Genomic DNA, 20,206 nt, shown 5'->3' on the forward strand with positions numbered 1-20,206 from the left:
TGGTGACGTGATCAACGTGACCGACACGGATGTCGAGCTCTCCCGAAAGTCCGAACCGCAGCGCACCTGCATCGGATGCCGGGGCAAGGGCGGCCGTTCCGTTTTGCTGCGCATCGTGTGCGATGAGAATGCCGTCCTGGTACTCGACTCGCGCAAGGCGATGCCGGGCAGGGGAGCGTGGCTCCACGCCGACGAGACGTGCCTTTCCCAGGCCACGACCCGCCGCGCTTGGGGACGGGCACTTCGCCTGCGATCGGCGGTTTCCACCGGCGCGCTGGCGGAACAGGTGGAACGGGAGATTCGTTCCACGTCGTACGACGACGAAAACACCGGAAGGACCCGCAGGGGGACTTCCACGACAGTGACCGAAAGCGGGTTTGACGCTATGAGCACCCGATGAGTTCTCAGCGATGAGCACCCTCAACTGACGGTCTGCCGGGCTCGAAGCCTTGGCGGTCCGTCGAAAACCGACAGGAGAAACGTGGCCAAGGTTCGAGTCCACGAGCTCGCCAAAGAGCTCGGAGTCGAAAGCAAGGAACTCCTTGCGCATCTCAAGGCGCAAGGCGAGTTCGTGAAGTCCGCAAGTTCCACGATCGAGGCGCCCGTGGTGCGCAAGATCAAGGAGAACCCGCCGAAGCCGACGAAGGCAGGCGGCGAGTCCGCGGACGACAAGTCCAGCGCGCCCGCGAAGAAGGCAACGCCTTCCGCGGCGAAGCTGGGCGCCCCCAAGCCGGGCCCGAAGGCACCGGCATCCAAGCCTGCGCCGAAGGCCGAGACCCCGGCTGCCACGCCGTCGCCGGAGCCCAAGCGCGAGGCCCAGGCTCCCAAGCCCGCCGAGGCGAAGCCCGCGACGCCGAAGTCGGAGGCTGCAACGCCGGCGCCGGCACCCAAGGCTCCCGGTGCGAAGCCCGGCCCTGCAGCGCCGAAGCCGGCTCCGACCGCGCCCGCTCGCAACGAGCGTCCCGGTGCCGGCCGTCCCGGCCCGCGCCCCGGTGCTCCGCGTCCGGGTAACAACCCGTTCAGCTCGAGCCAGGGCATGGGCCGCAGCGAGCGTCCGCAGGGCGATCGTCGTGGCGGCGGCCGCGAAGGCGGCTCCCCGCGTCCGGGCAACAACCCGTTCGCGCCCAGCCAGGGCATGCCGCGTCCCGGCAACCGTGGTCAGGGTCAGGGCGGTCCGCGTCCGGCCGGTGCGGGCGGTCCCCGTCCCGCTGGTGCGGGCGGTCCGCGTCCGGCCGGTGCAGGTGGCCCCCGTCCCGCGGGTGGCTCCGGCGCACCGCGCCCGAACCCGGGCATGATGCCGTCGCAGGCTGCCGTTCCGCGTCCGGGCGAACGCCCGGCCCGCGGTGGTGGCGCAGGTCGCCCCGGTGGCGGCGGCCGTCCCGGCGGCTTCGCCGGTCGTCCCGGCGGTGGCGGTCGTGGCCCCGGTGGTCGCGGCGGCACCCAGGGTGCCTTCGGTCGCGGCGGCAGCAAGGTCCGCGGTCGTAAGTCGAAGCGCGCGAAGCGTCAGGAGTTCGAGCAGATGCAGGCTCCGTCGATCGGCGGCGTCAGCGTCCCGCGCGGCAACGGTTCGACCGTCATCCAGGTGCGCCGCGGTGCGTCCCTGACGGACTTCGCCGACAAGATCGACGCGAACCCGGCGAGCCTCGTCACCGTGCTGTTCCACCTCGGTGAGATGGCCACGGCGACGCAGTCGCTCGACGAGGACACGTTCCAGCTGCTCGGTGCCGAGCTCGGCTACGACATCCGTGTCGTCTCGCCGGAGGACGAGGAGAAGGAACTCTTCTCCCAGTTCAACATTGACCTCGAGGCAGAGGCCGAGGGCGAGGACGACGAGATGCTCGAGCAGCGTCCCCCGGTCGTCACCGTCATGGGTCACGTCGACCACGGTAAGACGCGCCTGCTCGACGCCATCCGCAACGCGGACGTCGGCAAGGGCGAGGCCGGTGGCATCACGCAGCACATCGGTGCCTACCAGGTCCACAAGGAGCACGAGGGCGTCGACCGTCCCATCACCTTCATCGACACCCCCGGTCACGAGGCATTCACCGCCATGCGTGCCCGTGGTGCGAAGGTCACGGACATCGCCATCCTCGTGGTCGCGGCCGACGACGGCGTCATGCCGCAGACGATCGAGGCGCTCAACCACGCCCAGGCGGCCGACGTACCGATCGTCGTGGCGGTCAACAAGATCGACGCCGACGGCGCGAACCCGGCCAAGGTGCGTCAGCAGCTGACCGAGTACAACCTCATCGCCGAGGAGTACGGCGGCGAGACGATGTTCGTCGACGTGTCGGCCAAGCAGGGGCAGAACATCGACAGCCTCCTCGAGGCCGTCCTGCTCACCGCCGACGCCGCGCTCGACCTGCGCGCCAACCCGGACAAGGACGCCCGCGGTGTCGCGATCGAGGCCAACCTCGACCGTGGTCGCGGTGCCGTCGCAACGGTTCTCGTGCAGTCCGGTACGTTGCGCGTCGGTGACGCCATCGTCACCGGCCAGGCCTACGGACGCGTTCGCGCCATGCTCGACGAGCACGGCGAGAACGTTCAGGAAGCCGGCCCGAGCCGTCCCGTGCTCGTCACGGGTCTGGCCTCCGTGCCGCGCGCCGGTGACACGTTCATCGTGGCCCCGGACGACCGCACGGCCCGTCAGATCGCCGAGAAGCGTGAAGCGGCAGACCGGCAGGCCTCGCTCGCCAAGGCTCGCAAGCGCATCAGCCTCGAGGACCTCAACGAGCAGCTCGCTGCCGGCAAGGTCGAAACCCTCAATCTCATCCTCAAGGGTGACGTGTCGGGTTCGGTCGAAGCACTCGAGGACGCGCTCTTGCAGATCGACGTCGGCGACGACGTGGACCTGCGGATCATCGACCGTGGTGTCGGCGCGATCACGATGAACAACATCAACCTCGCAGTCGCCTCCAACGCCATCATCGTCGGATTCAACGTTCGCGCCGAAGGCCAGAACGCCGAATACGCCGAGAAGGAAGGCGTCGAGATCCGCTACTACTCGGTCATCTACCAGGCGATCGACGAGATCGAGCAGGCCCTCAAGGGCATGCTCAAGCCGGAGTACGAGGAGCACGAGCTCGGTTCCGCCGAGATCCGCGAGATCTTCCGCTCGTCCAAGTTCGGCAACATCGCCGGATCCATGGTGCGCAGCGGTGAGATCAAGCGCGGCTCCAAGGCACGCATCACGCGTGACGGCGTCGTCATCACCGAAAGCCTCGAGATCGCCGGTCTGCGTCGCTTCAAGGACGACGTCACCGAGGTCCGCGAAGGCTTCGAGTGCGGTATCAACCTGGGCTCGCACAACGACGTCCAGGTCGGTGACCTCATCACGACGTACGAAATGCGGGAGAAGCCGAGGGATTAGCCGTTCCCTTGGGCCGTCTTCCGGTCTGAGTGCGTTCCCTTGGGCCGCCTTCCGGTCTGAATCCCTCGCAGGCTCGGGATTCAGCCTCGGTGCGACAGCCCTTCGGGCCGCATCACAAGCGAAAGCCCTCACGACCCCTCGCAAGCTCGGGGTTCGTGGGGGCTTTCGCTTGTTCTGCGGAGTCCGCTTCCAGCGTGGTTCGGTCATGGGGAGTGTTGGGCTTTCCGCATGTGGGCTTCTAAAGTCGCATCTCCGTTCGATGGTGGCCGCGTTCCGCACTCTCGACTTGGAGATCTGAGCTCCCGCAGCCTGGACCTTCGTCGCCTGGCTGGAACGCCGCGGATTCGGGGGAGGGGTTGTCACTGCGGCACACTGGAGCCCGTGATTTACGAGAACGCCGCCGACGAGACCCAGCCCGCGCTTCGCTCATCGCTCGACACCGCGCCCGACGGGCGCCTCCTGCTCCTCGCACCCTCGTCGAACCGCGTTTACGCCGGAGACGCCGCGCGCCTCAACGCCGCGGAGATCAGCGTCATGGCCGACGCTTTGGACCTGGACGCCCGCGTACGACCCGTCACCGTCGCCGGCGTCGATTACCTCAACATCGAAGGCGACGACGACCTGCTCACCCGCGTCGTGAGTGAGGCCAGCGGCGCCTTCGCCCTCTTCGGTTCGGCCGACGGGCTGCTGCGCCCGACGGCCCTCGAACGTCGTCGCCCCTACAGCGACGACCTCGTCACGATCCAGAAGTACCAGGGCAAGACGAACGAGCAGTTCACCCACCTTCTCCTCAACGTCACCGCTGCGCTCGCAAAGCGCCCGCAGGCGCTGCTCGACGGCTCCCTCCACGTGCTCGACCCCATGTGCGGTCGCGGCACCACCCTCAACACCTGCCTCCTGCGCGGTATCGACGTCACCGGTGTCGACCTCGACAAGAAGGACTTCGAGGCCTACCAGGCGTTCATCACGACGTGGCTTCGCTCCCACCGCCTCAAGCACGAGATCGAGGCCAGCCAGGTGCGTCGCGAAGGCCGGACGCTCGGGCGTGCCCTCGAACTCGAGACGGCACCGACGAAGGAAGACTGGAAGGCCGGACGCACCCAACAGGTCACCTACCTCAACGTCGACACCACCAGGCTCGGGCGTGTCATGCGCAGGACGAGCGTCGACGTCGTCGTCGCCGACACGCCCTACGGCGTCCAGCACGGCTCCCACGGCGACAAGCTGGACCGTTCCCCGGTGCAGCTCCTCGAGCGAGCGCTGCCGTCCTGGCACGACACCCTGCGCACGGGCGGCACGGTCGGCCTCGCCTACAACCGCCACGTCGTGAAGCCCGGCGAACTCGCCGACGTGCTCGACGCGCATGGTTTCTCGGTCGTCCACGGCCAAGGCGCGCCTGCCGCCGGCCTCGATGAGGACGCGTTCCGTCACCGCGTCGACGCCTCGATCGACCGCGACATCGTGGTCGCCCGCAAGGGCTGACGCACGCCGGGGCGACGGCGTGCGTCACAGCCCGCCGCGCCACGGCTGTTGCCCGGCGAAACGCCGGAGCAGGCAGCTGCCACACACGCGAAAACCACGGTGCTCACGCGCCGACACATCACATAGGGTTGGGGCGAAAACGTCGCCCGGCTCAAGGAGGATCCCATGGCCGACCAGGCTCGCGCCCGCAAGGTCGCTGACCGCATCAAGTCGCTCGTCGCCGAGTTCGTCGAGTTCCGTCTCAAGGACGAGCGGGTGGGCTTCCTCACGATCACCGACGTGCGTGTCACGGGCGACCTGCAGAACGCCTCGGTGTTCTACACCGTCTTCGGCTCGGACGCCGAGCGCGCCGCCACCGCCGAGGCGCTCGCCGACAACCGCGGTCGCATCCGCAGCCACGTCGGCAAGGGTCTCGGCATCCGCCTCACGCCGACGATCGAGTTCTTTCCCGACGCCCTGCCCGAGGGCGCCGCTCACCTCGAGGACGCGCTCGCCAAGGCGCGCGCCCGCGACGAGGAACTCGCGCGGTCCTCGCAGGGGGCTTCGTTCGCCGGCGAGGCCGACCCGTACAAGAAGCCCGAGGCCGCGGACGAGCAGTGAACGACGCGCGACCGCAGACACCCGACGGCATCCTCGTCGTCGACAAACCGGCCGGATGGACGTCGCACGACGTCGTCGGCCGGATGCGACGCCTCGCGAACACGCGCCGGGTCGGGCACGCCGGCACCCTCGACCCGATGGCCACCGGCGTGCTCGTCGTGGGCGTCAATCGCGCGACGAAGCTGCTCACCTTCCTCGTCGGCTGCGACAAGGAGTACACGGCCACGATCCGGCTCGGGCAGTCCACCGTCACCGACGACGCCGAAGGTGATGTCGTCGATGCGCCCGGTGCCACGCGCGAGGTCGTGACCGAGCAGGCCCTCAGCGCTGCTGTCGCCGAACTCACCGGCGACATCGACCAGGTGCCGAGCAGCGTGAGCGCCATCAAGGTCGACGGCAAGCGCTCCTACGCCCGGGTGCGTGGGGGAGAGGACGTCGAACTCGCCGCCCGCCCCGTCACGGTCGGCCGCTTCGATGTTCTCGAGGTGCGCGAAACGAGTGCCGATGGTGCCACGCGCGTCGTGGACGTCGATGTCGTCGTCGAGGTCTCCTCGGGCACGTATGTGCGTGCCCTCGCACGTGACCTCGGAGCCGCCCTCGGCGTGGGCGGCCACCTCACGGCCCTGCGCCGTACCCGCGTCGGCACCTTCACGCTCGACGCTGCCCGCACCCTCGACGACATCTCGGACGAAGTCGACACCGGCCGGGCCCCGAGCGTCATCCCGATGGCGGACGCCGCCGCAGACGCCTTCGCCGTTCATCACGTCACCGAGGACGAGGAGCGGGCGCTGACCTTCGGCCAGCGCATCGCCTCGGCACCGGAGCGCGCCGAGACCGTGGCCGCCATCGCCCCCGACGGGCGCCTCGCGGCGATCCTCGACGAGAGCACCCCGAAGGCGAAATCCCGGGTCACCTTCCCGAAGTAATCCACCGGCCAGCCGGTTTCTGCGACGCCGTCGCAACAGTCGGTGCTCCGGGCGTACGATGCTCAGGTTTCGCACCGTCACCCGAGAGGCCACCGTGTCCAAGCTCCCCACCTGGTGGAAAGGCTTCAATGCCGCCGAGCGGCGTTCGATCCTGGGGATGACGGCTTTCGTCGCCCTCCTGCACGTGCTCGGCTGGGGTGTGCTCGCGCTCATCGTGGCGCCCCAGAACCTCCATCTCGGCACCGACGGACGGGGCCAGGTCTTCGGCATCGGGCTCGGAATCACGGCCTACACGCTCGGGATGCGCCACGCCTTCGACGCCGACCACATCGCGGCCATCGACAACACGACACGCAAGCTCCTCAACGACGGGCGCGATCGCAAACCGGTGAGCGTCGGCTTCTGGTTCTCGCTCGGCCACTCGAGCGTCGTCTTCACGATGTGCCTCCTGCTCGCCCTCGGCGTCAAGGCCATTGCCGGACCGGTGGCCGACGACGATTCGAGCCTGCACCGGTGGCTCGGCATCTTCGGGCCCACCGTCTCCGGCAGCTTCCTGTGGCTCATCGGCATCCTCAACCTCGTGAGCCTCATCGGCATCGTGCGCGTCTGGCGTCGGGCCCGTCGTGGTCACCTCGACGAGGTCGCCCTCGAGGAATACCTCAACGGCCGTGGCTTCTTCGCGCGCTTCTTCCGCGGTGCGACGAAGTCGATCACCAAGCCGGCCCAGATGTACCCGCTCGGCTTCCTCTTCGGCCTCGGGTTCGACACGGCGACCGAGGTCTCGCTGCTCGTCCTCGCCGGCGGAGCGGCGGCCTTCGCCCTGCCCTGGTACGCCATCCTCACCCTGCCCGTCATCTTCGCCGCGGGCATGAGCCTGCTCGACGCCGCGGACGGCGTCTTCATGACGCGTGCTTACGACTGGGCCTTCGCCAAGCCGTTGCGGCGCCTGTACTACAACGTCACCGTCACCGGCCTCTCGGTCGTCGTCGCCCTCGTCATCGGCACGATCGAACTCGCCTCTGTCGTCAGCGACAAGTGGGGCATCACGAGCGGGCCGGTGGCGTGGCTCGGCGCGATCCCGCTCGACGAGGTCGGATACGTCATCGTCGGGCTCTTCGTCGTGACGTGGCTGCTCGCCGTGGCGGTGTGGCGCCTGGCACGTATCGATGAGCGCGAGCTCGGCGTCAACGGCTAAGGTGGGCGAGTGTTGCGCCTGAGTGATCCTTCCGACCTGCCGACCGATTTCGGTCCCACCGTCGTCACCCTGGGAAACTTCGACGGCGTCCACCGAGGGCACGCTGCGGTCATCGCCGAGCTCCACGAGCAGGCAGCCAAGCATGACGCCAAGACGGTTGCGGTGACGTTCGACCCGCACCCCCTCGCCGTCCTTCACCCGGATCGCGCACCTGAGTTGCTCACCGGGCTCGAGGACCGTCTCTACCTGCTCGAACAGCGCGGCCTCGACGCCGTCGTCGTCATGCCGTTCACCCGCGAACTGGCCGCCGAGACGCCCCGTGAGTTCGTCGAGGGCACCTTCGTCGACGCGCTCGGCGCCCGCGCCGTCGTCGTCGGGAAGGACACCCGCTTCGGCATCAAGAACTCCGGTGACATCGACACCCTGCGCGAACTCGGCCAGGAGTTCGGCTTCGACGTCGTCGCGCTCGACGACGTCGGCCCGGGCGTCCGCTGGTCGTCGACGCAGGTGCGTGAGTTGCTCGCAGCGGGCAAGGTCGACGAGGCCGCCGACGTGCTCGGGCGTCACCACTGCGTCGTCGGCGAGGTCGTCAAGGGGTTCCAACGGGGCCGCGAGCTCGGTTTCCCGACCGCCAATCTCGCCCGTGACGCCGACGGCGTCGTACCTGCCGACGGCGTGTACGCCGGGTGGCTCGTGCGTCGTGAACTGCCGCAGGACCACCCCGAGTACCGGCTGCCGGCCGCGATCTCCGTGGGCACCAACCCGACCTTCGACATTCCGGAGCGCACGGTGGAGGCCTACGTTCTGGACCGTGACGACCTTGAGCTGTACGGCGAGCGCGTGGCCATCGAGTTCGTCGACCGCCTGCGTGGCAACGTGAAGTTCGACTCCATCGACGAACTCATCGAGCAGATGCACGCCGACGTCGCCGCCTCACGCCCTGTCCTTGGCTGCTCGTGAACGACGCGGTCGGGGCTTGCGCGACCTCGCGCACCTCGACCTCGGCCTGCTCGTTGCCGCGGCGGGCCTGAGCCTCGTCGGCATCCTGCTCACATGGTCGGCAACGGCCACGACGAGCGGAAGCTCTTTTGCCGTCCGCGGAGCACTCAACGTCGCCGTCGGTATGGCCTTGGCGTTTGCCGTGTTGCGCCTCGACGCTCGCACGCTGCGGGCGGCCGTTCCGCTGGCCTACCTCGCCGGGGTTCTCGGACTCCTCGCCGTCCTCAGTCCACTGGGCAGCACGATCAACGGCTCGCGGTCGTGGATCGAGCTGCCGGGTTTCTCCGTCCAACCCGCCGAGATTGCCAAGGTGGCTCTCGGCCTTGCCCTCGCGTCAGCGCTCGCCGACACCGATCAGGTGAGGGGCGCGCTCGCCCGGCGTGACGTCCGTGTCGGCCTCGGTCTCGCGGCCGTTCCGCTCGCGCTCATCATGGCGCAGCCGGACCTCGGCTCGGCGCTCGTCGTCACCGCGACGGCGGTTTCCGCGTTCGCAGTCGCGGGGCTTCGTGCGCGGGTCTTCGCCTGGCTGTTCGCCGCCGCCGTGGCCGTGGCGGTCCTCGCCTTCACGACGCCGTTGCTCGCTCAGTACCAACGCGAGCGGCTCCTCGCGTTCTGGCGGCCCGAGGCCGACCCGTCGGGCATCGGTTATCAGGTCGCGCAGGTCAAGCTCGCCATCGGTTCGGGCGGCTGGTTCGGTCAGGGGCTGTTCGAGGGCCGCTCGACCCAGGGTGGATTCATCCCCTTCCAGTACACCGACTTCGTCTTCTCCGTCGCAGGGGAGGAGCTCGGCTTCGTCGGTGCGCTCGGCATCGTCGCCCTCGAGATGTTCGTCGTCGTGCGGACGCTCGTCATCGGCATCCGCTCGCGGGACGCCTTCGGCCGCATCCTGTGCGGAGCGATCGCGGGCTGGTTCCTCTTCCAGAGCGTCGAGAACATCGGGATGAACCTGGGGCTCATGCCCGTCACCGGTGTGCCGTTGCCGTTCGTGTCCTACGGCGGTTCGAGCATGTTCTCCTGTTGGATCGCGGTCGGGCTCGTCGGAAACGTCCATGCGGCATCGCGCCGTCGCATATCGTGAGGGAAACACGATGTGAACCCGCGGGTAACTGCCGGCGCCGCACCTCTGGAGGGCACACCATGGTCATGAACAAAGCTGACGAGACCTTCGATCGGAGCATCCTCGACAACCGGGCACGCTCCGTCGCTCACCTGTTCACGCAGCGCGTCGCGAAGACGCCGCACGAGGAGGGCTTCCGCTTCGCCAAGGACGGCGCCTGGAAGTCGATGACGTGGGCGCAGACCGACAAGGATGTGCGCGCGATCGCCGCCGGTCTCATCTCCCTGGGCATCGAAGGCCAGGAGCGTGTCGCCATTGCCTCGTCGACGCGCCTCGAGTGGGTGCTCGCCGACCTCGGCACCATGCTGGCCGGTGCCGCCACCACCACCGTCTACCCGACGTCGCAGCTCAAGGACGTCGTCCACATCCTCACCGACTCCGGCTCGCGCATCGTCTTCGCCGAGGACGCCGAGCAGGTCGACAAGCTGCGCCAGGGTCGTGACCAGATCGGTGAGATCGTCAAGGTCGTCACGTTCGACGGCGAGGGTGACGGCGACTGGGTCATCACCCTCGACGACCTGCAGAAGCTCGGTGAGGAACTGCTCGCCAAGGAGCCCAACGTCGTCGAGGAGCGCATGGAGGGCATCCAGCCCGAGCACCTCGCCACCCTCATCTACACGTCGGGAACGACCGGCCCGGCCAAGGGCGTGCGTCTGCCGCACTCCGCATGGGCGTACGAGGCGGCCGCCGTCGACTCGACCGGGCTGCTCAACTCCGACGACGTGCAGTACCTGTGGCTCCCGCTGGCCCACGTGTTCGGCAAGATGCTTCTGTGCCTGCCGATGCAGGTCGGCTTCCCGACGGTCGTCGACGGTCGCGTCGACAAGATCGTCGAGAACCTGCCCGAGACGAAGCCGACGTGGATGGGCGCTGCGCCGCGCATCTTCGAGAAGGTCTACGCCCGCATCAACGGCATGATGGAGGCCGACGGCGGCGTCAAGCTCAAGCTCTACAAGTGGTCGGTCGGTGTCGGCATGCAGGTGGCCGAGGCCCGCGCCCAGGGACACGAGCCGAGCGGCGCCCTTGCGGCGAAGTACAAGCTCGCGGACAAGCTCGTCCTCGCGAAGATCCGCGACCGCTTCGGTGGGCAGATCCGCTACTTCATCTCCGGTTCGGCGGCCCTCAACAAGGACGTCGCGCTGTGGTTCTCCGCCGTCGGCATGCCGGTGCTCGAGGGTTACGGCCTGTCGGAGTCGTCTGCTGCGGCCTCGGTCAACCGCCCCTACCTCGGCGCCAACCAGGCCGGCACCGTCGGATGGCCGCTGCCGGGCACCGAGTTCAAGCTGGGCGAGGACGACGAGCTTCTCGTCAAGGGCCCGGGCGTCATGCAGGGGTACTGGAACCTCGAGGAGGAGACGAGTCGCGTGCTCGTCGACGGCTGGTTCCACACCGGTGACATCGGTGCGATCGACGAGAGCGGCCACATCCGCATCACCGACCGCAAGAAGGACCTGTTCAAGACCTCGAACGGTAAGTACGTCTCGCCGGGTGCTATCGAGGCAATGTTCAAGGGCGTGTGCCCCTACGCCTCCAACCTCGTGGTCGAGGGTGACGGTCGCAAGTTCGTCTCCGCCCTCATCACGCTCGACGAGGAGGCCATCGCGGGCTGGGCCGAGAAGAACGGCATGGCCGGCAAGAGCTACCGCGACATCGTCACGAGCGACGCCTGCCGCGAGATGGTGCAGGGCTACGTCGACGAGATGAACCTGCAGCTCAACCGCTGGGAGCAGATCAAGCGCTTCATCATCCTGCCGCGCGACCTTTCCATCGAGGAGGGCGAGATCACGCCGAGCCTCAAGCTCAAGCGTCGCGTCGTCGTCGAGAAGTTCAAGAGCGATCTGGACGGCCTCTACACCGACTGATCAGCACCCTCAAGACGAACGACCCGGTCCGCATCGGACCGGGTCGTTCGTCTGTGTGAGGCGGCACACCTTCGGGTAATGTTAGAGCCGTCAGCTACGTTCGCCGCTTACATCGACCCGGGGTGGGTCCAACGGCCGCAACTCCTCGATTGGAGGTTTTCCATGTCCGTCGACACGACCTTCCGAAACCGTGAGCACAAGGAGATCGTTGGGGAGCCCGAGGTCGTCGAAGACGGCGCTGTGGAGAACAGTGCGGCCTGGAAGCGCCTTAAGGAGGCCGCGCGCAGCATCGCGAGCCTGCAGGTCAAGGACGGTTCGATTCCGGATGCGGCCCACCACGAGCAGGCTCGCCAGGACGTCACCGTCCTCGTCGATGCCGTCGAGACGCTGCGCCCGCGTTTCGCTCACGACGACGCGTACCTGCGTGCGCTCGTCGTCGACTTCGAGCGCTGGCGTGACGGCGGCTTCGGGGTGCCGGACTTCCTCGACTCGCTCGTCGAGTTCCAGCCGCAGCAAAACCGCGTCGACGGGCTGCAGCACCTCGTCGTCTTCCCGATGTACACCCAGAACGGCTCGCCGAACCGTCACATGGAGGCCGTCCTGACCGAGGTCATCTGGCCCGGCTTCATCGAGGACCTCGAGCGCGCGTACACGAACCGACTCTTCGTCTCGCTGCGCTTCCTCGACTTCACCGACGGCTACGACACCAACTCGGCCGTGCTCTTCCCGGAGACGGTGGCCATGCGCGAGGTGCCCACGTTCACGTGGGGGGCGATCTTCCAGGACCGCGAGGCAGCGCGCTTCCGCACGGTGCTCAAGGCTGCCGCGGAGGTGACGCGCCTCGAACTGCCGGAGGGCGCCGAGCGCCTGGCGCAGGACCAGGAGCTCACGGAGAAGACCTTCGTCATGTGGGATCTCATCCACGACCGCACCCACATGCGCGGTGACCTTCCGTTCGACCCGTTCATGATCAAGCAGCGCATGCCGTACTTCCTGTACTCCCTCGAGGAACTGCGCTGCGACCTCACGACCTACCGTGAGTCCGTCGCGCTGGAGAAGAAGCTCGCCGCTCGCCGTGACGAGGGCTTCGGCCTCTCCGACGATGAGCTGGAGATGCTCGACCACGCCGGACTCGTGCAGTACGCCGTGCTCTTCGACCGCATCTTCCGCTTCGCCATCACGGGGGACCGAACGCGCAACTACGACGGCCTCGGCGGGCAGCTGATCTTCGCGTGGCTGCACCAGAAGGGCGTCCTTCACTGGACCGACACGTCGCTCGCGTTCGACTGGGATGCCGTGCCGGCCGCCGTCGTCGAACTCGGTGACGCGATCGACGACCTCTACTGGCGTTCGATCGACCGCCCCAAGGTGACGCACTGGCTCGCCGCGTACGACCTCATTCGCGGCGTGCTTACGCCGCACCCGGCGTCCGCATGGGCCAAGGGTCTGCCGGACGAGGTGCTCGCCGGTCCGCCGAAGGGTTACACCGACACGGTGCTCGACGACGAGTTCCCGCTGTCGATGTTCTACGAGGCCTTCAACCGCAAGATGCAGCCGGTGATCCTCTCCACGAGCGGGATGACGGGCAAGGATGTCTGATCTGAATTCCCTGACGGTGCTCGTCGCGGGTGCCACGAGCACCAGCGGCGAGGTGATGGCGCGCGCCCTGGCCGGTGCCGGGGCGCGCGTTGTCGCCGTCGGCCGCAGTGATGACAAGCTCGCTGCGCTGCGCGAAGCCGTGCCGGGCACCGTGACGTTCGCCGCGGACCTCGCGAGCGAGGACGACGTCGCGAGCCTCACCGAGCGCGTGCACGCCGAGGTGGGCCCCATCGACGGACTCGTCCACCTCGTCGGTGGGTGGCGCGGCGGGGGAGGCCTCGCCGGTCAGAGTGAGGCCGACTACCGGTTCCTCGAGAACTCGTTCACCGCGTTGCGTTTCGTCTCCCGCGCGTTCGACGCCGACCTGCAGGCCTCGAGCCGGGGCCGGGTGGCCGTCGTGTCCAGCACGGCGCTCAAGCGCCCGCTCGCCGGTGGTGCCAACTACGCCGCGGTCAAGGCCGCGACGGAAGCCTGGACGCGGGCCCTCGCACATGGCTTCACCAAGGCAGCGCGTGACGAGGGACGTGACCTCTCCGGTGCCGCGGTGATCTACCGCGTCAAGGGGTTGGACGGTCTGGAAGAATCGCTCGCCGACGCCGTGGTCACCGACTTCGCGGGCGACGCGGCCGACGTGAACGACCAGATCATCGACCTCACCGGGAGTCAGGCGTGAAGACGGAGCACGACCTCAACGAGCGCGGTTTCGCCTCGGACAACTATGCCGGGGTGCACCCGGACGTCATGGCAGCCCTCGTGGCGGCGAACGGCGGACACCAGGTGGCTTACGGCGCCGACGTGTACACGGCGCGGCTACAGGAGGTCATGGCCCGTCACTTCGGTGACGACGTCGAGGCGTTCCCCGTCTTCAACGGCACCGGCGCGAACGTCGTCGGGTTGCAGGCCATGTTGCCGCGTTGGGGCGCGGTCATCGCTGCGACGACGGCGCACATCAACGTCGACGAGGGCGGTGCCCCGGAGCGCGTCGGGGGGTTCAAGATCCTCAACGTCGTCACGCCCGACGGAAAGCTGACGCCGGAACTCGTCGACACCGAGGCCTGGGGCTTCGGTGACGAGCACCGCGCGCAGCCCGGCGTCGTCTCGATCACGCAGTCGACCGAGCTGGGCACGCTCTACACGGTCAAGGAGATCAAGGCGCTCGCCGACCACGCCCACTCGCTCGGCCTCAAGCTGCACCTCGACGGCTCGCGGCTGTCGAACGCAGCGGCGGCCCTCGGCGTCAGTCTGCGCGAGATGACGACGGACGCCGGCGTCGACGTCCTCAGCCTCGGCGGCACCAAGAACGGTGCGATGCTCGCCGAGGCGGTCGTCGTCATCAACCCGGAGGCAGCCGAAGGCCTGCCGTACGTGCGCAAGTACACGATGCAGCTGTCGTCGAAGATGCGGTTCGTCGCGGCGCAGCTCATCGCCCTGTACGAGGGCGAGCTGTGGCTCGAGAACGCCCGTCACGCCAACGCGATGGCGCGTCGTCTGCGCGACGGCGTGGAGGCCGGCCTCGCGGACGGTTCCATCAACGGCGTGGAGTTCACCCAGCACACGTACGTCAACGGCAACTTCGCGGTGCTGCCCGAAGGTGTGGCCGACGTCCTGCGCGAGAAGTTCCGGTTCTACGACTGGGACGCGGCGCGCCGCGAGGTGCGCTGGATGTGCTCGTTCGACACGAGCGAGACCGACGTGGACGCGTTCGTCGCCGCCATCGCTGAGGCAACCACCGGCTGACCGTCCGGCAGGCCGTCACACTCACGCGACAGGCGCGCCCACGGCAACCTTTTGGGGTTGTCCGTGGGCGCACCTATTCTTGAAACATGCCTGGTGAGTCCCTCTTCCACGACCTTGAGCCCCTGCTGGAGCAGGTGAACAAGCCGATCCAGTACGTCGGCGGCGAGCTCAACGCCCAACTCAAGGACTGGAACTGCGGCGGCTACGGCCCCGACGGTGAGGAGCTGACCACCCGCTGGGCGCTCATGTACCCCGACGCCTACGAGGTGGGCGTGCCCAACCAGGGCGTCATGATCCTCTACGAAGTGCTCAACGAGCGCGACGACGCTCTCGCCGAGCGCACGTACTCGATGTGGCCGGACATGGAAACGCTCATGCGCGAATCCGGCGTTCCGCAGTTCACCGTCGACGGTCACCGCAGCGTGCGCGACTTCGACGTGCTGGGTGTCTCGTTCTCCACCGAGCTCGGCTACACGAACCTGCTGACGGCGCTCGATCTCGCGGGTATCCCGATGCACGCGAACGAGCGGGGTCTCGACGACCCCATCGTCCTCGCGGGCGGGCACTCGGCCTTCAACCCCGAGCCCATCGCGGACTTCATCGATGCCGCCGTCGTCGGTGACGGCGAGGAGGCCGTCCTCCTCATCACCGACATCATCAAGGAGTGGAAGAGCAGCGGTAAGCCCGGCGGACGCCGTGGCCTCCTGCTTGAGCTCGCGCGTACCGGCAGTGTCTACGTGCCGTCGATGTACCAGGTCGACTACCTGCCCGACGGGCGCATCCAGCGCGTCGTCCTCACCGAGGAGGCGCAGGGCGTGCCGTGGCGCGTCTCGAAGCACACGGTGATGGACCTCGACGAGTGGCCGTACCCGAAGCAGCCGCTCGTACCGATGGCCGAGTCGGTGCACGAGCGCATGAGCGTCGAGATCTTCCGCGGCTGCACCCGCGGCTGTCGCTTCTGCCAGGCAGGCATGATCACCCGCCCGGTGCGCGAGCGCTCCATCACCGGTATCGGCGAGATGGTCGAGAACGGCCTGGCCGCAACCGGTTTCGAGGAGGTCGGCCTGCTGTCCCTCAGCTCCGCCGACCACACCGAAATCGGTGATCTCGCCAAGGGCCTGGCCGACCGTTATGAGGGCACCCAGACGGGTCTGTCCCTGCCCTCGACCCGCGTCGACGCGTTCAACATCGACCTCGCCAACGAGCTCACCCGCAACGGTCGACGCTCCGGCCTGACGTTCGCGCCCGAGGGCGGCAGCGAGCGCATCCGCAAGGTCATCAACAAGATGGTCTCCGAGGACGACCTCATCAACACGGTTGCAGCGGCCTACGGCGCCGGCTGGCGTCAGGTGAAGCTGTACTTCATGTGCGGGCTTCCCACCGAGACGGACGAGGACGTCCTGCAGATCGCCGACATGGCCAAGCGCGTCATCGAGACGGGCCGCCAGGTTTCGGGTCGCAAGGACATCCGCTGCACCGTCTCCATCGGTGGCTTCGTCCCGAAGCCGCACACGCCGTTCCAGTGGTGCGGTCAGCTCTCCGCGGAGGAGACCGACGAGCGCCTCAAGAAGCTCAAGGACGCCATCCGCTCCGACAAGAAGTTCGGTTCGAGCATCGGCATGCGCTACCACGACGGCAAGCCCGGCATCGTCGAGGGGCTGCTCAGCCGCGGTGACCGACGCATCGGGTCGGTCATCGAGGCGGTCTGGCGTGACGGCGGCCGGTTCGACGGCTGGAGCGAACACTTCAGTTACGAGCGGTGGATGGAACAGGCCGCCCGCGTCTTCGCGGAGATGGACGACCCCATCGACGTCGACTGGTACACCACGCGCGAGCGCGGCGAACTCGAGGTGCTCCCGTGGGATCACCTCGACTCCGGCCTCGACAAGGAATGGCTCTGGCAGGACTGGCAGGACGCCCTCGACGAGGAAGAGGTCGACGACTGCCGCTGGACGCCGTGCTTCGACTGTGGCGTGTGCCCGCAGATGGACACCGACATCCAGATCGGCCCCACGGGCAAGACGTTGCTGCCACTCACCGTTCTCGGCTCGGGAGCCAAGAAGCTGGCGTCAGCCGAGCACTCGCACTGATGGCCACACGCTCCAGGGCGTCCCGGCGAGGACGCTCTGGACGCGCACGTCGAGCTCCGGCGAGCGTCAGGGGCCGTGACACCCGCGTCGACAGTCTGCGCGGACTCGTCCTCATCGCGATGTTCGTGGCGCACTGCGCTCCGAGCCCCGGGCCGCTGCGCCTGTTCAACCTGACGGAGTTCGCCACGGCGCCGCTGTTCGCTCTTCTCATCGGCATCGGCGCCGAACTGGGTGACCGAGGAAGCCGCGGGCTCCCGGCCGCGTTCGTGCGCGCCGGCATTCGCGCCGCCGTGCTGGTCGCTCTCGGTTTGTGGCTCGAGACGTGGGGAGCCCAGGTCGACATCGTCCTGCTCTACCTCGCGTTGCCGACCCTTCTGGCTCCGTTGCTCGCTCGGCTTCCCGTGACGGCGCTTGCCGGTGTCGCGACGGCGCTGTGGGCTTCGGCCCCGTACTTCATGGAGTCGTTCGGCTTGAAGGCGGCCGAGGCTGCCGTCCGGGGCGACCAGGTCGGTGCGCGTTTGTGGAATGTGGTCTTCACCGGCACCCACTATCGCCTGACGACGCTCCTCGTCTTCACGTGCATCGGCATCATCCTCTGGCGAGCGATGTCGTCGGTTCGCCTCAATTGGCACATCGCGGCAGCAGGCGCCTTCTCGCTCCTCCTGGCTGCAGGGCTGATGCTCGCCAAGGAGGCCGGCCGCATCGACTTCGAGCCCTACAGCGGCACGCACCTCGAGGTCGCCTTCTGCGCGCTGCTCGTCGTCGGTATCTCGGGCGTCTGGCTCGGGCTCGCTCCCGACCACGTCGACATCCCGCTGCTTTCTGTCGCGGGTGCCATGACGCTCAGCGTCTACGTGGTGCAGATCGGATACCTCGCCTGGTACGTACGCTCGTACGCGCCGGGGCAGCCCGACGACAGCTGGGCGAACGTCGCGATCCTCACGGCTCTCGGACTTGTCCTTCCTCTCCTGTGGCGCTCGGCCGTTCCGCGCGAACCGCTCACGAAGGGCCCGATCGAAGGTCCGACGGCGGTGCTCACCCGCGTCTTCCGCTGATGGCCGAGGGGGCTCACCCGGATCAGGCGGGGACCGTGACCTCGCTCGGCACCCGACCTCGACGCCTCATGCCCAGACATGCCATAGCAGCGAGTCCGCACAGCGCGGCCCCGACCATCCAGGCCCACGTGTAGGTGCCGAGTTCGTCGCGCACCATGCCCGCCGCCGTCGCGGCGATCGCCGCCCCGATCTGGTGGCTCGCGAAGACCCAGCCGAAGACGATGGCGCCTCGCTCCGGGCCGAAGTACGCGCGGCACAGGGCAATGGTGGGCGGCACGGTTGCCACCCAGTCGAGGCCGTAGAAGAGGATGAAGACGAACATGCTCGGCTTCACGTCGTCGGTGAAGAGCATGGGCAGCACGATGAGGCTCAGTCCCCGGCCCGCGTAGTAGATCGTGAGCAGCAGCGCTGGGTCGACGCGGTCGGTGAGCCATCCCGAGAAGACCGTGCCGATGATGTCGAACACCCCGACGAGCGCGAGAAGGCTCGCGGCGGCTGTGCCGGCCATGCCGTGATCCATGGCTGCCGGAATGAAGTGGGTGCCGACAAGGCCGTTCGTCGTCGCGCCGCACACGGCGAACGTGAAGGCCAGGGTCCAGAACGCCGGACGGGCGGCCGCGTCCTTGAGCGAGGAGAGCGCGAGTCGGGCCGCGCCCGTGGAAACCGGTGGGGGAGTGCGCACGGGCTCGTCGGCCGGTACGCCGTAGGCGTTGACGCCGAGGTCGGCGGGGTGATTGCGCATGCGCCAGAGCACAAGCGGGATCGCGACGAGCGCCAGTGCACCGATGGCGACGGTGGCCGAGCGCCAGCCCGACGCATCGGTGAGCTGGGCCAGGATCGGCAGGAAGATGAGCTGGCCCGTCGCCGCCCCGGCGGCCAGAACACCCGAAACGGTGGCGCGGCGCTTCTCGAACCACCGGTTGCTCACCGTCGCGACGAGCGACATCGACATGACGCCGGCACCGAGGCCGATGAGCACGCCCCAGCACGCGATGAGCTGCCACGGCTGCGTCATCCACACCGGCAGCACGGCGCCTGCGGCGATGAGGGCGAGCGCGGCAACCACGACCGCGCGGACGCCGAAACGCTCCATGGCTGCGGCGGAGAACGGCGCAGTGAGGCCGTAGAAGAGGAGATTGACCGACACGGCGGAGCCGATGAGGCCCATCGACCACCCGAACTCCTCGTGGAGCGGATGCATCATGACGCTCGGTGCCGAACGGAAACCGGCGGCGGAGATCGCTGTGATGAAAGTGATGCCCGCGACGATCCAAGCGGGGTGGAGCCGCGGTGCGCGCGGGCGCATCGGCTGCGTCATGAACGCATGGTAGAGGCGCTCGGCGCGAGCACGGGTAGGCTTCTCACTCGTGGCACGTCAGCGAGTTCCCGAAGGCCCACCTCCCGCACCGGCAGTGCAGAAGGTGTCCGTGCGCTACGCCAAGCGCGGGCGCCTGCGCTTCTCCTCGACACGCGACTTTCAGCGCGCGCTCGAGCGAGCGGTCCGTCGCGCGGGCGTGCCGATGGCCTTCTCCGCCGGCTTCCACCCTCATCCGCGTATTTCCTATGCCAACGCTGCCCCGACGGGAACGGCGTCCGAGTCGGAGTACTTCCAGCTCCAACTGACGCAGGTGTGTGACGTCGAGAAGCTTCGTGAGGCACTCGACGAGTCACTGCCGACGGATCTCGCGGTCCTGCGTGTCGTGGAAGCCGCACCGGGTGCGCTCGCGGATCTGCTCCAGGCCAGCGTCTGGCAACTCGACTTCGAGGGCATCCCGCTCGAGACCCTCACCGAAGCCGTCGACGCGTTCATGACTCGCACCGAACTGCTCGTCACGCGCATGACGAAGTCGGGCGTGCGCGAGTTCGACGTCCGCCAGGCCGTCCTCACCTCCGATGTCGTCGGGGTTCGTTCCGACGCCGGTGCCGAGATCGCCCGGTGGACGATGACGATCCAGCACACCACGCCCGCCGTGCGACCCAACGACGTGCTCAAGGGCATCGGTGAACTCACGGAACTCGTCGTTCCGCGCCCGCCGCTCATGACCCGCCTCGCGCAGGGCACTCTGGAGCCCGGCAACACGGTCGGAGACCCGTTCGAGCAATGATGTCCTCGCGTGGCGAGTGGGCCGCACGGCGACGACCTGTGCGATAATGCCTGTGGTTCGCGTGAGTCT

The 20,206-nt window shown here is 68.1% G+C and carries 16 protein-coding genes; 15 read left to right on the forward strand and 1 reads right to left on the reverse strand.

Going from position 1 to position 20,206, the window contains the following annotated elements; genetic code table 11:
- Positions 1–7 precede the first annotated feature (7 nt).
- The 14 genes from H7F30_RS08910 to H7F30_RS08975 all read left to right on the forward strand — a co-directional run bounded on the left by H7F30_RS08910 (position 8) and on the right by H7F30_RS08975 (position 18,032).
- Positions 8–400, forward strand: coding sequence for a YlxR family protein (locus H7F30_RS08910; protein ID WP_255464719.1), 393 nt, complete (start codon positions 8–10; stop codon positions 398–400).
- Positions 401–481: 81 nt separating this feature from the next.
- The gene (gene infB, locus H7F30_RS08915) at positions 482–3,370 is read left to right on the forward strand and encodes a translation initiation factor IF-2 (RefSeq protein WP_187034667.1); all 2,889 of its coding nucleotides are present in this window, start codon (positions 482–484) and stop codon (positions 3,368–3,370) included.
- A 381-nt stretch (positions 3,371–3,751) separates the two neighbouring features.
- Complete coding sequence (locus H7F30_RS08920) at positions 3,752–4,852, forward strand: TRM11 family methyltransferase (protein WP_255464720.1); 1,101 nt, start codon at positions 3,752–3,754, stop codon at positions 4,850–4,852.
- Between the two features lie 165 nt (positions 4,853–5,017).
- Positions 5,018–5,452, forward strand: a complete 435-nt coding sequence (rbfA, locus tag H7F30_RS08925) for a 30S ribosome-binding factor RbfA (protein ID WP_187034669.1) — start codon at positions 5,018–5,020, stop codon at positions 5,450–5,452.
- Entirely contained in the window at positions 5,449–6,378 is a 930-nt protein-coding gene (gene truB, locus H7F30_RS08930; RefSeq protein WP_129665278.1) for a tRNA pseudouridine(55) synthase TruB, read from the forward strand. The genes rbfA and truB overlap by 4 nt, the downstream gene beginning before the upstream one ends.
- A gap of 94 nt (positions 6,379–6,472) precedes the next feature.
- The gene (locus tag H7F30_RS08935) at positions 6,473–7,573 is read left to right on the forward strand and encodes a HoxN/HupN/NixA family nickel/cobalt transporter (protein WP_205744884.1); all 1,101 of its coding nucleotides are present in this window, start codon (positions 6,473–6,475) and stop codon (positions 7,571–7,573) included.
- 9 nt (positions 7,574–7,582) lie between these two features.
- Complete coding sequence (locus tag H7F30_RS08940; protein WP_047312025.1) at positions 7,583–8,533, forward strand: bifunctional riboflavin kinase/FAD synthetase; 951 nt, start codon at positions 7,583–7,585, stop codon at positions 8,531–8,533.
- On the forward strand, positions 8,520–9,650 hold the full coding sequence (gene rodA, locus H7F30_RS08945; protein ID WP_255464721.1) for a rod shape-determining protein RodA: 1,131 nt from the start codon (positions 8,520–8,522) through the stop codon (positions 9,648–9,650). The genes H7F30_RS08940 and rodA overlap by 14 nt, the downstream gene beginning before the upstream one ends.
- A 65-nt stretch (positions 9,651–9,715) precedes the next feature.
- The gene (locus H7F30_RS08950; RefSeq protein ID WP_370562314.1) at positions 9,716–11,551 is read left to right on the forward strand and encodes a long-chain fatty acid--CoA ligase; all 1,836 of its coding nucleotides are present in this window, start codon (positions 9,716–9,718) and stop codon (positions 11,549–11,551) included.
- 162 nt (positions 11,552–11,713) lie between these two features.
- A complete protein-coding gene (locus H7F30_RS08955) occupies positions 11,714–13,150 on the forward strand; it encodes a DUF6421 family protein (protein WP_187034672.1) in 1,437 nt (478 codons plus the stop codon).
- Positions 13,143–13,823, forward strand: a complete 681-nt coding sequence (locus tag H7F30_RS08960) for an SDR family oxidoreductase (RefSeq protein ID WP_187034674.1) — start codon at positions 13,143–13,145, stop codon at positions 13,821–13,823. The genes H7F30_RS08955 and H7F30_RS08960 overlap by 8 nt, the downstream gene beginning before the upstream one ends.
- Positions 13,820–14,887 (forward strand): low specificity L-threonine aldolase, encoded by a 1,068-nt coding sequence (locus H7F30_RS08965; RefSeq protein WP_187034676.1) that lies wholly within the window; start codon positions 13,820–13,822, stop codon positions 14,885–14,887. Before H7F30_RS08960 ends, H7F30_RS08965 begins: the two co-directional genes overlap by 4 nt.
- An 86-nt stretch (positions 14,888–14,973) precedes the next feature.
- The gene (locus H7F30_RS08970; protein WP_047312031.1) at positions 14,974–16,977 is read left to right on the forward strand and encodes a TIGR03960 family B12-binding radical SAM protein; all 2,004 of its coding nucleotides are present in this window, start codon (positions 14,974–14,976) and stop codon (positions 16,975–16,977) included.
- On the forward strand, positions 16,977–18,032 hold the full coding sequence (locus tag H7F30_RS08975; RefSeq protein ID WP_129665293.1) for a hypothetical protein: 1,056 nt from the start codon (positions 16,977–16,979) through the stop codon (positions 18,030–18,032). Before H7F30_RS08970 ends, H7F30_RS08975 begins: the two co-directional genes overlap by 1 nt.
- 22 nt (positions 18,033–18,054) lie before the next feature.
- Here H7F30_RS08975 and H7F30_RS08980 read toward each other — a convergent pair whose 3' ends face one another.
- Positions 18,055–19,350, reverse strand: coding sequence for an MFS transporter (locus H7F30_RS08980; RefSeq protein ID WP_129665295.1), 1,296 nt, complete (start codon positions 19,348–19,350; stop codon positions 18,055–18,057).
- 49 nt (positions 19,351–19,399) lie between these two features.
- On the opposite strand from H7F30_RS08980, the gene H7F30_RS08985 reads away from it, so the two are divergent.
- Positions 19,400–20,137: a TIGR03936 family radical SAM-associated protein gene (locus H7F30_RS08985; RefSeq protein ID WP_082128832.1), complete on the forward strand. Its 738-nt coding sequence runs from the start codon at positions 19,400–19,402 to the stop codon at positions 20,135–20,137.
- The last annotated feature ends 69 nt before the right edge of the window (positions 20,138–20,206 follow it).

The organism is Dermacoccus sp. PAMC28757 (assembly GCF_014302635.1).
GTDB lineage: Bacteria > Actinomycetota > Actinomycetes > Actinomycetales > Dermatophilaceae > Dermacoccus > Dermacoccus abyssi.

Excerpts from the sequence above, each read along its gene's own strand:
- rbfA (WP_187034669.1), top strand. The coding sequence starts at position 5,018 with ATGGCCGACCAGGCTCGCGCCCGCAAGGTCGCTGACCGCATCAAGTCG.
- H7F30_RS08950 (WP_370562314.1), top strand. The coding sequence starts at position 9,716 with ATGAACAAAGCTGACGAGACCTTCGATCGGAGCATCCTCGACAACCGG.
- H7F30_RS08955 (WP_187034672.1), top strand. The coding sequence starts at position 11,714 with ATGTCCGTCGACACGACCTTCCGAAACCGTGAGCACAAGGAGATCGTT.
- H7F30_RS08960 (WP_187034674.1), top strand. The coding sequence starts at position 13,143 with ATGTCTGATCTGAATTCCCTGACGGTGCTCGTCGCGGGTGCCACGAGC.
- H7F30_RS08970 (WP_047312031.1), top strand. The coding sequence starts at position 14,974 with ATGCCTGGTGAGTCCCTCTTCCACGACCTTGAGCCCCTGCTGGAGCAG.
- H7F30_RS08975 (WP_129665293.1), top strand. The coding sequence starts at position 16,977 with ATGGCCACACGCTCCAGGGCGTCCCGGCGAGGACGCTCTGGACGCGCA.
- H7F30_RS08980 (WP_129665295.1), bottom strand. The coding sequence starts at position 19,350 with ATGACGCAGCCGATGCGCCCGCGCGCACCGCGGCTCCACCCCGCTTGG.